The organism is Dysgonomonas sp. Marseille-P4677, from assembly GCF_016652235.1.
GTDB lineage: Bacteria > Bacteroidota > Bacteroidia > Bacteroidales > Dysgonomonadaceae > Dysgonomonas.
The window spans coordinates 1-12925 of sequence record NZ_JAEPKU010000041.1 but is presented as its reverse complement, the minus strand read 5'-3'; the positions used below and the strand labels follow the sequence as shown (position 1 = coordinate 12925).

10 protein-coding genes and 1 pseudogene are annotated in these 12925 nt (G+C 37.5%); all 11 read left to right on the top strand.

Annotation, left to right across the window (positions count from 1 at the left end; translation table 11 throughout):
* Window positions 1-48 precede the first annotated feature (48 nt).
* Window positions 49-1305 (top strand): annotated as a pseudogene (locus tag JGH11_RS20540) (transglycosylase SLT domain-containing protein); the annotation flags it as partial.
* 21 nt (window positions 1306-1326) lie between these two features.
* Window positions 1327-1986: a LysM peptidoglycan-binding domain-containing protein gene (locus tag JGH11_RS20535; RefSeq protein WP_370567585.1), complete on the top strand. Its 660-nt coding sequence runs from the start codon at window positions 1327-1329 to the stop codon at window positions 1984-1986.
* Window positions 1987-2084: 98 nt separating this feature from the next.
* Window positions 2085-4337: a bifunctional (p)ppGpp synthetase/guanosine-3',5'-bis(diphosphate) 3'-pyrophosphohydrolase gene (locus JGH11_RS09070; protein WP_201111262.1), complete on the top strand. Its 2253-nt coding sequence runs from the start codon at window positions 2085-2087 to the stop codon at window positions 4335-4337.
* A gap of 155 nt (window positions 4338-4492) precedes the next feature.
* On the top strand, window positions 4493-4960 hold the full coding sequence (gene rimP / locus JGH11_RS09065) for a ribosome assembly cofactor RimP (protein WP_201111261.1): 468 nt from the start codon (window positions 4493-4495) through the stop codon (window positions 4958-4960).
* A 5-nt stretch (window positions 4961-4965) separates the two neighbouring features.
* Complete coding sequence (nusA, locus tag JGH11_RS09060) at window positions 4966-6228, top strand: transcription termination factor NusA (RefSeq protein ID WP_201111260.1); 1263 nt, start codon at window positions 4966-4968, stop codon at window positions 6226-6228.
* Between the two features lie 128 nt (window positions 6229-6356).
* Entirely contained in the window at window positions 6357-9239 is a 2883-nt protein-coding gene (infB, locus tag JGH11_RS09055) for a translation initiation factor IF-2 (protein WP_201111259.1), read from the top strand.
* 204 nt (window positions 9240-9443) lie between these two features.
* The gene (locus tag JGH11_RS09050) at window positions 9444-9962 is read left to right on the top strand and encodes an OmpH family outer membrane protein (protein WP_201111258.1); all 519 of its coding nucleotides are present in this window, start codon (window positions 9444-9446) and stop codon (window positions 9960-9962) included.
* 136 nt (window positions 9963-10098) lie between these two features.
* Window positions 10099-10926, top strand: coding sequence for a glutamate racemase (gene murI, locus JGH11_RS09045; RefSeq protein ID WP_201111257.1), 828 nt, complete (start codon window positions 10099-10101; stop codon window positions 10924-10926).
* Window positions 10927-11126: 200 nt separating this feature from the next.
* The gene (dinB, locus tag JGH11_RS09040) at window positions 11127-12197 is read left to right on the top strand and encodes a DNA polymerase IV (protein ID WP_201111256.1); all 1071 of its coding nucleotides are present in this window, start codon (window positions 11127-11129) and stop codon (window positions 12195-12197) included.
* Between the two features lie 78 nt (window positions 12198-12275).
* A complete protein-coding gene (locus tag JGH11_RS09035; protein WP_201111255.1) occupies window positions 12276-12491 on the top strand; it encodes a hypothetical protein in 216 nt (71 codons plus the stop codon).
* Between the two features lie 5 nt (window positions 12492-12496).
* On the top strand, window positions 12497-12925 hold a 429-nt coding region (locus tag JGH11_RS09030; protein ID WP_201111284.1), incomplete at its 3' end, for a nucleoside deaminase.

Genomic DNA, 12925 nt, shown 5'->3' with positions numbered 1-12925 from the left:
GACTCAGATTCTTTATGAAATCCCTGCAAATACCATAAAAGGACACTTATGCTAAAAAAAATAGTAATTACAGGACTCTTCTTCAGTAGCACTCTTGTTATGATGGGACAGTCTGTTCGAAAGGAATTATCTGCACGTGATACAATCACGGATAGGTCGATAGTATTTCCGGCCGATATGGAACGCAATTATGATGAATTGTTATCTAATTGGAGTAAAAACGTAAAATATGCAGACGATTGCCGTTCTAATGATGATGGTATGATATCCTTTGCCGATTCTGTATATATTAATCGTTTATACTCATTGCCTACCAAAATGGAAATGGCTTTTAATCCCGTTGTGCGCGACTATATAGAAATGTATGCAGGGCGTCGCCGCAATCAGGTTAGCTATATGTTGGGAGAAGGTAAATACTATTTTCCTCTATTTGAGGAGGCACTGGATAAAGAAGGAATTCCTTTGGAACTTAAATATTTGCCTGTGATAGAATCGGCATTGAATCCTATTGCCCGTTCTCGGGTAGGAGCTACAGGCCTTTGGCAGTTTATGGCAGGAACAGGTAAAATGTATGATTTGGAGATAAACAGCTTGGTCGATGAGCGTCGTGACCCTCGTAAGTCGACAGATGCAGCAGCCAAATATTTGAAAGATCTTTATGGAATATATGGAGATTGGAATCTTGTGATAGCTGCTTATAATTGTGGGCCAGGTAATGTTAATAAAGCTATTCGCCGAAGTGGTGGACAAACGGATTATTGGGCAATATACCCGTATTTGCCAAAAGAAACCAGAGGGTACGTGCCTGCATTTATTGCGGCTACTTATATTATGAATTATTATAACGAGCATAATATTTGCCCTGCCGAATGTAAAAATCCGGCATCTATAGATTCATTGGTGATTGATAAAACTGTCCATTTTCAACAAATAGCGGACAATTTAAATGTATCTGTAGATGATCTTCGACAATTTAATCCTCAGTTCAAAAGTGATATAATTCCCGGAGACTATAAGGGGTATTCGCTTAATTTACCGATCGATAAATTAACATTGTTTCTTGAGAAGAAGGATGATATTTATACCTATAAAGCCGATCAGTATCTTACTCATCGTAAAATAGCTGGAGTAGATGTTGTTGGAGGCAATAGGGCTGCAGGTAATGCCGTAACTTATAGGGTAAAGAGGGGTGATACTTTGGCTCGTCTTGCGAGTAGATATGGTGTTACTTCTAATCAGATTAAACAATGGAATGGATTATCCTCTAATAAATTATCTGTAGGAAGAAGACTGAAGGTTTATAAGCCGGAGGAAGCTCAAGAAGAGGTGCAATTGGCTTCGAATCAGAATGGAGGGACTACAGCTTCTTCCGATACTACGGTTGTTTCTATATCAGGTTTAACGAAAACTGTTTCTGTACCTAAAACAACCACTGCATATTATAAAATACGTAAGGGTGATACTTGGGCTGCGATTGCGAGAAAAAATGGAGTTACCGTGTCGGAACTTAAAGAATCGAATAAGACGAATAAACTTATTGCAGGGAAACAACTTAAAATAGTGAAAACAGAGTATGTGGAAATACAGGAGGTGGTTCAATTACCTGAGCCCGAAGTGGCAACCGTCATTCTGGATTCTACTTATACAGCCGATCTTATCGATGATTATTTAAAGAAAATAGTACGTGACGAGTCTACTTTGCCTCGTGTAAGAATATCCGCGACAGATGCTGAAGATGGTGGAGATCGGGCTAGTACCGATGATGCAAAGACAATATATCATAAAGTAAAGATCGGGGAAACGATAAGCCAGATAGCAGCCCGTTATAATGTTTCAAAAGAAGATATTGTAACATGGAATAAGCTTTCGTCTAATATGGCAAAGGTCGGACAGCGTCTATTGATTTTATTGCCGGATCAAGAAACGGAACGTAACGAGGGCTCACAAGCTAATACTGCAGATGCATCTTCGATGGCTAATAGTTGAACTTCGATGGATAGTAAATAGTTAAATCAATTTTATTACGAGGTAAATAACCTCTTTTAAGATTGATTTTATTATTTTTGTCAACTTACTCGGAACTTATGGCAAAAGACGATACATACACCCAAGATGATATTCTGATAGAGCAAGAATTTAATGCTCTAATTGATGATTATTTAAAGACAAACCACAGGCGTAAAGTTGAAATAATCACCAAAGCATTTCTTTTTGCAAAAGAAGCTCATAAGGGGGCGCGTCGTCGTTCTGGCGAGCCTTATATATTACATCCTATAGCTGTGGCCCGTATTGTTTGCGGGGAGATCGGCTTGGGGTCAACTTCTATTTGCGCAGCCTTGTTGCATGATGTCGTAGAAGATACTGAATATACCGTCGATGATATGAAGGTCCTCTTTGGCGATAAAATCGCTCAGATTGTAGATGGGCTAACAAAAATATCGAGCGGGATGTTTGGAGATAATGTCTCAGCTCAGGCTGAAAATTTCAGAAAGCTATTACTTACCATGTCAGACGATATACGTGTGATCTTAGTAAAGATTGCCGATCGTTTGCACAATATGCGGACATTAGGCTCTATGGCGCCAGCCAAGCAATATAAGATAGCAGGGGAAACTATGTACATATATGCACCTCTAGCTCATCGTTTAGGATTGTTTGCTATAAAAACAGAGCTTGAAGAATTGAGTTTTAAATGGGAAAATCCGGAAGTATATAAAGAAATTCAACTGAAACTACAGGCTACACATCATTTGAGGGCAGGTGTGTACGAGCATTTTGCTGAGCCTGTAATAACGAAACTAAACGATTTAGGATTTAAATATGAAATAAGGGCACGTGAAAAATCTATTTATTCTATTTGGAATAAGATGCAGAGTAAAGGTGTGCCTTTCGAAGAGATATATGATATTTTTGCAGTTCGTATAATCTTTGAGAACGAGTCGGGTATTGATGAGAAAAAACGATGTTGGGATATATATTCTGTCATAACCGATATTTATAAACTGCGTCCCGATAGAATACGTGATTGGGTAAGCCGCCCCAAAGCAAATGGCTATCAGGCTTTACATCTTACCGTGATGGGACCGGATGGACAATGGATCGAAATTCAGATTCGCAGCCGTAGAATGGATGATATAGCTGAAAAAGGTTTTGCTGCACATTGGAAATATAAAGAAGGAAAGATTGAGGAGGATACAGAGCTTGACCGATGGTTGAAGACCATAAAGGAGATTTTGGAAAGCCCAAGTCCAAATGCGATGGATTTCCTCGATACCATAAAACTAAATCTTTATTCTCAGGAAATTTTCGTTTTTACACCTAAAGGTGAAATCAGAACCCTAGCACAAGGCGCAACAGCACTCGACTTTGCGTACGATCTACACTCCGATATTGGAGATAGATGTATAGGTGCTAAAGTGAATCATAAATTAGTGCCGTTGAGCGAAAAATTGAATAGTGGAGATCAGGTTGAAATTCTTACTTCGAAAACACAAACACCAAAGCCGGAGTGGCTCAATTTGGTAACTACAGCCAAAGCCCGAACCAAAATAGAATATGCGCTGAGGCGTAATCGTCGCGAGATTGTAAAAAAAGGAGAAGCTATTTTAAATAAAACACTCGAAGGGGCTTCTGTAGAGCAGGCCTCTAGCGTTGTTGATAAAATGGTTGATTATTACCAAAAAGCAAGTAAAGAAGATCTTTTTTTTGCTATTGGTAACAATGATATCTCGTTGCCTCAAAAAATAGAAAAACTGTTGGCTCTTAAAAAGCAGAATTCGGATAATGTGCTGGTTAAATATATGAAGCAAGCTCTTCATGTAGTAAAGAAGTCAGATAAAGATAAAGCAGAAAAAATCACTGAATACGAGCCAATAAATCCAAAGAAAACATATATACTGGAAGAGGATTCTTTCAGTAAGAATTTTAAAATGCCTACATGCTGTAATCCTATACCGGGAGATAAGGTCTTTGGGTATCTTACTGATGATAATGAAGTTGAGGTTCATGGTATTCATTGTCCGGTAGGACTTAAATTAAAGGCTAGCCATGGTGACAAGATTGTAAATCTGGAATGGGGAAGTTATACACAGTTTCCATTTCTTACATCTATTATAGTTACAGGCATAGATCGGATGGGGATGCTGAATGATATTACTAAAGTAATTACGGCAGGCTCCTTAAATATTAAAGGTCTGAATATAGAATCGAATGATGGAATATTTGAAGGTCGTATAGTCGTTTATGTCCATGATGTGAACGATTTACAGACATTATGTTCCCGTATTGCAAGGATAAAAGGCGTTAAGGCCGTCAATAGAAAACAGAGTGTAGATTGATATGTATATATCAGTAAAAAAGAACCATCATCTATCATTCTTATATAATTATTATTCAAAATTTTGCAACAAGAATTTTTTTTGCTACTTTTGTAATCGAAATATAGAGGGGGAGGAGGCCAAGGCTTCCTCTTTGTTGTTCATATAAATGTTTGATGATAGAAAAAGATCAGATAAAAGACATAGTAAATAGCTTTCTGCAAGAAACTTCAATGTTTCTTGTGGATGTTGCTGTTCGTCCGGGTAATATTATCGTTGTTGAAGTGGATAGCGATAATAATATAGGTATCGACGATTGTATTACATTGAGCCGTAATATTGAGTCTAAGTTGGATCGTGATGTCGAAGATTTTGAATTGGAGGTCGGCTCTGCGGGAGTAACCTCTCCCTTCAAGATACCTCGGCAGTATAAAAAAAATGAGGGCAATGAGGTTGAAGTCCTGACAAAATCGGGGCAGAAGCTTTCTGGTGTGCTTAAAGCCTCTGATGATAACGGTTTTGTCATTATCATTAGTAAAATGGTAAAGCCTGAAGGAGCAAAAAAGAAAGTTGCAATAGAAGAAGAGCTTTCATTTGCCTATGATGAAGTAAAATATACAAAATACTTAATAAGATTTAAATAACTGTTATGGCTAAGAAAGAAGTTATTAGTCTGATTGATACCTTTTCGGAATTTAAGGAGCTGAAGAATATCGACAGAATGACAATGATTAGTGTTCTTGAAGATTCGTTTCGTAATGTGATTGCGAAGTTATTCGGCTCGAATGATAATTATGATGTTATTATCAACCCTGATAAAGGAGATCTTGAAATATGGCGCAACCGCACTATTGTGGAAGATGCTGAACTTGAAGACGAAAATACACAGATTTCACTTACTGAGGCTCGTAAGATTGATGCCGACTTTGAAGTAGGGGAAGATATGACAGATGAAGTGTTCTTTGAAGATTTTGGACGCCGCGCTATTTTGAATTTGCGCCAGACTTTGACGTCTAAAATTTTAGAACTTCAAAAAGAAGGACTTTATAGTCGTTACAAAGAGAAAATAGGAGAAATCGTATCAGGTGAAGTTTATCAGATATGGAAAAAAGAAATTTTACTTTTAGACGACGAAAAAGAAGAATTGTTACTCCCTAAAACAGAACAAATTCCTAGCGACTTCTTTCGTAAGAGTGAGCATGTTCGCGCTGTGGTAGAGCGAGTTGAAAATAAAAATAACAATCCGAAAATTATTTTATCAAGAACGTCTCCTGCATTTTTGGAGCGTCTTCTTGAACTTGAAGTTCCGGAAATTAATGATGGATTGATCACTATAAAGAAAATAGCCCGTATACCAGGTGAAAGAGCAAAGGTTGCAGTAGAGTCGTACGATGATCGTATCGATCCTGTTGGAGCCTGTGTGGGTATGAAGGGGTCACGTATACATGGTATCGTTAGGGAATTACGTAACGAAAATATAGATATTATCAATTATACACCTAATACAAGTTTATATATTCAACGTGCTTTAAGTCCGGCAAAAATCACTTCGGTGAAGCTGAATGAAGAAGAAAAACGAGCGGAAGTATTGCTTCGTCCCGAAGAAGTTTCATTGGCTATCGGTAAAGGTGGTTTCAATATTAAGTTGGCTAGTATGCTGACCGGTTATACTATTGATGTATATCGAGATATTGATGACTTTGATGAAGAAGATATTTATCTAGATGAGTTCCGTGATGAGATTGATGGTTGGGTAATCGACCAATTGAAGAAAATTGGTTGTGTAACCGCTAAGAATGTATTAGCTGCTGATAGAGATAAGCTCATACAGGATGCCGATTTGGAAGAGGATACAGTAGACGAAATATTAAATATTCTACGTGCTGAGTTCGATGATGAAAGTCAATCATGATTTGGTCGTTAGCTGATTTCTTAATACTTTTGTATTTGAAGTACATCTGACATTAGAGGGTTATTCGAGCGATAGCAAGAATGTTTTATAAAGTTCACTGTCCATTTTTTAGATTTTAAAAGAATTATATGTCTGTAAGATTAATAAAGATATCCAAAGATTTGAATGTGGGAATCAGCAGTTTAGTTGAATTTCTACATAGGAAGGGTTTTGATGTGGAGTCAAATCCAAATACAAAAGTAGACAGTGAACAACATGAGTTGCTAGTAAAAGAATTTGGAAATAACGCTGATCTAGAAGCTTTATTGAACCAGAGACGAGAGAAAGAAAGACAAAGAGAAGCTCCAGAAGCTGAAGTTGTAGTCGTGGAAGAATCTGCACCGATAGCAAAGGTGGAATCTGAAGAGATAAAGACTGAGGTTCCTGAATCTATAAAACCTCATATACAGGTTATAGATAAAATAGATCTAGATGCTCTGAATAGGCCTAAGAAAGTAGAAGTAAAGGCTGAAGAGATAAAAATAGAAGAAGAAAAAGAGGTAAAACCGGAAATAGTAGAGCCTGTCGTCGAAAAAGAAGAAGTTCTTGAGCCCGAACCAGTATCTATAAAAGAAGAAGAAAAAGTAGAAAAACCTGTGTTAGAAGAAGAAAAAGTAGAAGAACAGATTGTTTCTGCTCCTGTTGAGGTTCAGGATACTAACGATGAAAAAGAATCTGATGATATTTTCAGACTCAATAAAACTACAATTAAGTCAAATATTGTAGTAAAAGGATCTATCGATCTGAGTTCGATCAACGACAAAACTCGCCCTGCTAAAAAAACGAAAGCGGAAAAGAAAAAAGAACGCCTCGAAAAAGAGCAGCAAGATCAGAAGAAGGTTAAAGAAAATACGGTTCGTTTGCTGAAGAAGGAAACTGATGAAGAAGCAAAAAAACGTAAAGCAAATAATGATGACAGTGATGCAGCTAAGAAAAAGCGCAACCGAATCAAAAAAGGGAAAGTTGATATAGAAAAAGGAGCTCCGACACAGCCGGGAGGCCAAAGTCATGGTGGTGGAGACCGAACATCAAGACATAGTTTACGTAAGCCTGTTATTAAGCAAGCAGTAAACGAAGAAGATGTTCAAAAGCAAATAAAAGAAACTTTAGCCCGTCTTACAGGAAAAGGAGGTAAGAATAAGGGTGCTAAATATAGAAAAGAAAAACGTGATGCCGTTTCTCAAAGGCAGCAAGAAGAACTTGAATTACAAGAACAAGAAAGCAGGACTCTGAAAATCACAGAATTTGTGACAGCAAATGACCTTGCAAATATGATGAACGTTCCTGTCGTTAAAGTTATCTCGACTTGTATGAGTATCGGTATTATGGTATCGATCAACCAACGTTTAGATGCTGAAACTATTAATATCGTAGCAGAAGAGTTTGGTTTTAAAACCGAATATGTAAGTGCCGAGGTAGTAGAAGCTATAAGTGAAGAAGAGGATCGTGAAGAAGACTTAGTGCCTCGTGCTCCTATTGTTACAGTGATGGGACACGTAGACCATGGTAAGACATCATTATTGGATAGTATACGTCAGGCGAATGTTATTGCCGGTGAGGCAGGGGGGATTACTCAGCACATCGGAGCTTACAATGTTGAGCTAAAATCAGGTCGTCAGATTACATTCCTCGATACACCGGGCCACGAAGCCTTTACAGCGATGCGTGCTCGTGGTGCGAAAGTTACAGATATTGCAATTATTATTGTAGCAGCTGACGATAATGTCATGCCTCAAACAATAGAAGCGATCAATCATGCCGCAGCGGCAGGTGTACCTATTGTCTTTGCAATAAATAAAATAGATAAGCCCGGTGCAAATCCTGAGAAAATCAAGGAAACTCTGGCCGGGATGAATTATTTGGTAGAAGACTGGGGTGGTAAATATCAGTCTCAGGATATTTCTGCAAAACAAGGTATAGGTGTAGACGAACTTTTAGAAAAAGTTCTTCTCGAAGCTGAATTACTTGATTTGAAAGCTAATCCTAATAGGCGTGCTGTAGGATCGGTTATTGAATCGTCTCTTGATAAAGGTAGAGGTTATACATCTACTGTTTTGGTTCATACTGGAACATTGAAAAAAGGAGATATCGTGCTTGCCGGAACATATTATGGCCGTGTAAAAGCGATGTTTAATGAGCGAAATATAAATGTTGAATCTGCGGCGCCATCTGCACCTGCTCTTATATTAGGGTTGAATGGAGCTCCACAAGCCGGGGATATTTTCCACGTATTGGAGACAGAACAAGAAGCTCGTGAGATTTCTACAAAAAGAGAACAGTTACAGCGCGAACAAGGGCTTCGTACTCAAAAAATACTTACTCTCGACGATATAGGTCGTCGTATTGCCATTGGAAATTTCCAACAATTGAATGTAATTGTCAAAGGGGATGTGGATGGTTCGGTAGAGGCCTTGTCAGACTCATTGATAAGATTATCTACAGAAGAAATACAAGTAAATGTTATTCATAAGGCTGTAGGGCAGATTTCAGAATCAGATATAACCTTGGCTGCCGCTTCCGATGCTATTATTATCGGTTTCCAAGTGCGTCCTTCCCAGGCAGCCCGTAAAGCAGCTGAAAGAGACGGGGTTGAGATTCGTTTGTATTCTATCATCTACGATGCTATAGAAGAAGTAAAATCGGCAATGGAAGGTATGTTATCTCCTGAAATCAAAGAAGTGCAAACAGGGTATGTTGAAGTTCGTGAAGTCTTCAAGATCACTAAAGTGGGTACTGTTGCCGGATGTATGGTTAAGGAAGGTAAGATTAAGAGAGCTAATAAGATACGTATCATACGTGATGGTATTGTAATTTATTCGGGCGAACTTGGTTCCCTTAAGCGTTTCAAAGACGATGTGAAGGAAGTAGCATCTGGATATGAGTGCGGATTGAACATTCATAACTATAATGATATAAAAGTAGGTGACGTAATTGAGCCATTTGAAGAAATTGAAGTAAAGAAAACGTTGTAATATAAAAATATTGCATATCTTTGTACGTACATAGAAAATAACCTAAGAAAAAACCAATTGATAGTTGTTGACAAGCAGTCTTGCCTTGAAAGTCGGTGGTACTAACCATACCACCGGAACACACAACTATCACAGGTTTAAAGGTTAATCAGTCTCTTCGTCAGATTTTAAAAGTTGTGTTACTACAAAACAGCAATTATCGCGATGAAAAAAATAGTTTTAATATCAATATTTGCCCTTTCATTATTTTTTACGCAAAAATCAGTTGCTCAGACTTTTCAGCAAATAGCCTTTGTTGATTCGAATGAATTGCTGGAAGCTATACCCGAAAAGATATCTGCTGCAAACTCTATTAATATTCTGAATCAGAAATATAAAGAAGAGTTACAGGTTATGCAGAATGATTATAATAAGAAATACAGCGATTTTATTTCATATCAGAATTCCATGGCAGAGAATGTACGTCTTCGTCGTATGCAGGAATTATATGAGCTTGAGCGACAGATAAACAACTTTATGAAAGTAGCTCAGGAAGATATTCAAAATCAGGAGCAAGCCTTGATAGCACCTCTTCGCCAAAAAGTAAAAGATGCGATTTATCAGGTTGGTATCGAAAATCAGTTTGTATGTATTTATGATTTAGCCAATCCTGCGATTGCTTTTGTAACACCGGATGCAACAAATGCAACTGCATTAGTGAAGCAAAAGTTAGGAGTAAAATAAGATTTTTACAATATACATATAATAAAATGCTTCTGCTTAAGGAGCATTTTTTGTATAAAGGTCATAAGATTAACGGTAATACACATAAGTAGACCTAAAGACTTTTGTTTATTTAATACGATAAAACAGATAATAAATGCTTACTCCCGGCCCTATAGGTGTGTTTGATTCAGGATATGGCGGATTGACTATTTTGTCAAAGATTCAATCGCTTATGCCCGAATATGATTATTGCTATCTTGGCGATAATTCACGAGCTCCTTATGGTGCCCGCTCGTTTGATGTTGTTTATGAGTTTACCAAGCAAGCGGTAATGGCTTTATTCGATAAAGGATGCAATCTAGTTATTTTAGCATGTAATACCGCTTCAGCAAAAGCTTTACGAACTATTCAGCAAAAAGATCTTCCTCATATTAATCCCGAAAAAAGAGTATTAGGGGTTATTCGTCCTACTGCCGAAATAATAGGTTCTGTAACAAAAAGCCGTCATATAGGTGTTTTAGGAACTACAGGTACAATACAGTCTGAATCGTATCCGATAGAAATAAATAAACTATTTCCCGATATTCATGTCGAGAGTGAGGCTTGCCCTATGTGGGTACCATTAGTTGAAAATAAGGAATATGAGAGAGAGGGGGCTGATTACTTTATAAAAAAGAATCTTAATAATATTTTGCAAAAAGATCCTCTAATCGATACACTGATTCTAGGATGTACTCATTATCCTTTACTGTTAAATAAGATAAAGGCTTTTCTTCCTGAAAATGTAATCGCCTTATCTCAAGGGGAATATGTTGCACGTAGTTTGCAGGATTACTTGTTTCGCCATCCAGAAATGGCTAGTGTATGTACAAAAGGTGGAATAACTCGTTATTATACGACGGAATCTCCATATAAATTTTCTGAAGCAGCCGCTATATTCCTGAATAAAGAAATTGAAGTAGAGAGGATTACTTTGGAATAATTAAAGCTTGCCTAAAGTCGTAATATAAGCCTCTTTATTTTCATTGTTTTTTCTTGTAAAAGATTTGTATATTTATCTATATAGTTTTCATAGGCGATTATTCTTTTTCTAAAAAGGCAAAAGGATGATTTAGTAAATGAAAACTGTACAACTTTGTCACCTTTTAGTTAAAATTACGATTAATCTTTATTTGTAGATTAATGAGAAAGATTATCCATATAGATATGGATGCCTTTTATGCTTCTATTGAGCAACGGGATAATGAAGTGTATAGGGGTAAACCTTTGGCTGTAGGCTATTCCGGGCCTAGAGGTGTTGTGGCGGCGGCCAGTTACGAAGCTCGTCGTTATGGTGTACGTTCAGCGATGCCATCTAAAACGGCTCTTCGAAAGTGTCCTCATTTAATATTTACTAATGCTCGTTTCGATGTATATAAAGCTATTTCGAAACAGATAATGGAGATATTTCACGAATATACCGATTTGGTAGAACCGCTGTCGTTGGACGAGGCTTTTCTCGATGTCACAGAGAATCATAAGAATATACCTTCGGCTACGCAGATTGCCCAAGAGATAAAGCAGAAAATATTTGAAACTACTCGTCTAACAGCATCTGCTGGTGTTTCGTTCAATAAATTCTTGGCGAAAATAGCATCTGATCAAAATAAACCAAACGGTATTTTTGTTGTAAAGCCTAAAAATGCAGAACAGTTTGTAGAAGCGCTTCCAATAGAGCGTTTCTTTGGCGTGGGTAAGGTGACAGCCAAACTAATGCATCAATTGGGAATAAAAACCGGTTGGGATTTGAAACAACGCTCGGAGCATGAGTTAGTCGCTCATTTTGGGAAAGTAGGACATATTTACTACCAAAATGCACGAGCTATAGACGAAAGACCGGTAGAGTCTCATCGAATACGAAAATCAGTAAGCTCTGAAACAACGTTTGATCGGGATATCGATAGCTTAGATGAATTAGCAATAGAGCTGGATGTTGTTGCTCGTGATGCTTACGAATATATTGAAAAGAAAAAGTTTCAAGGTCGTACTGTAACTTTAAAACTAAAATATGCAGACTTTAAGATTGTAACTCGTAGTAAAACTTTTCCTTCATATGTTTCTAATTATGAGTTGTTTTATGGAGCCGGTTACGAGTTGCTTCAGAATGTAGATTTGTCACCTAAAGTAAGGTTGATAGGGCTTGGATTGAAGAACAATGAAGGAGATATGATGTGGGGAGATGCTGTTCAACTTCGTATTAATTTTGAAGATTGAGGTAATATGGTATAATGGGAAGCTAATATTATCTTTAAATCCTTTCACATATTCAGATAAGTCCTTACTTTTGCAGTAATGAAACCAAAAAAGAAAGGGCCATATAGCAATCGTACAAAGCATCTGCTTTTTTCTCTCAACGAAGAAGAGTATGCGCTTATATGCTCTTATATGAAAAAGTATAAGATTGAAAACCGTTCCCGTTGGTGTAGAGAGACTATTATTGCACATGTTCTTAAAAATCTGGAACAGGATTATCCGACCCTTTTTGGTGAAAATGAAATGCGCCGATGACAACTATACTCAACGATGAATATTTTATGCGCCATGCTCTAAAAGAGGCTCAGATTGCCTTTGATAAAGGAGAGGTACCTATTGGGGCGGTAGTTGTTTGTCAAGGGCGTATCATCGCAAGGGCTCATAATCTGACAGAAACACTTAATGATGTGACAGCCCATGCCGAAATGCAAGCCGTGACGGCAGCGACTAATTATTTGGGAGGGAAGTATTTAAAAGACTGTATATTGTATGTGACACTGGAACCCTGCCCCATGTGTGCCGGTGGTCTTCTTTGGTCGCAAATAACTAAAATAGTTTATGGCGCGAAAGATGAGAAAAAAGGTTATTCTCTTTTTCAGCCTAATATTTTACATCCTAAAACGACTGTTGTGTCGGGCGTATTAGAAATGGAAAGTGCATCTTTGTTGAAAGAGTTCTTTGTTCAGAAA

What these genes read in the sequence shown, in the direction of transcription:
- JGH11_RS09070 (WP_201111262.1), top strand. Translation starts at nt 2,085, where the DNA reads ATGGCAAAAGACGATACATACACCCAAGATGATATTCTGATAGAGCAA.
- rimP (WP_201111261.1), top strand. Translation starts at nt 4,493, where the DNA reads ATGATAGAAAAAGATCAGATAAAAGACATAGTAAATAGCTTTCTGCAA.
- nusA (WP_201111260.1), top strand. Translation starts at nt 4,966, where the DNA reads ATGGCTAAGAAAGAAGTTATTAGTCTGATTGATACCTTTTCGGAATTT.
- infB (WP_201111259.1), top strand. Translation starts at nt 6,357, where the DNA reads ATGTCTGTAAGATTAATAAAGATATCCAAAGATTTGAATGTGGGAATC.
- JGH11_RS09050 (WP_201111258.1), top strand. Translation starts at nt 9,444, where the DNA reads ATGAAAAAAATAGTTTTAATATCAATATTTGCCCTTTCATTATTTTTT.
- murI (WP_201111257.1), top strand. Translation starts at nt 10,099, where the DNA reads ATGCTTACTCCCGGCCCTATAGGTGTGTTTGATTCAGGATATGGCGGA.
- dinB (WP_201111256.1), top strand. Translation starts at nt 11,127, where the DNA reads ATGAGAAAGATTATCCATATAGATATGGATGCCTTTTATGCTTCTATT.
- JGH11_RS09035 (WP_201111255.1), top strand. Translation starts at nt 12,276, where the DNA reads ATGAAACCAAAAAAGAAAGGGCCATATAGCAATCGTACAAAGCATCTG.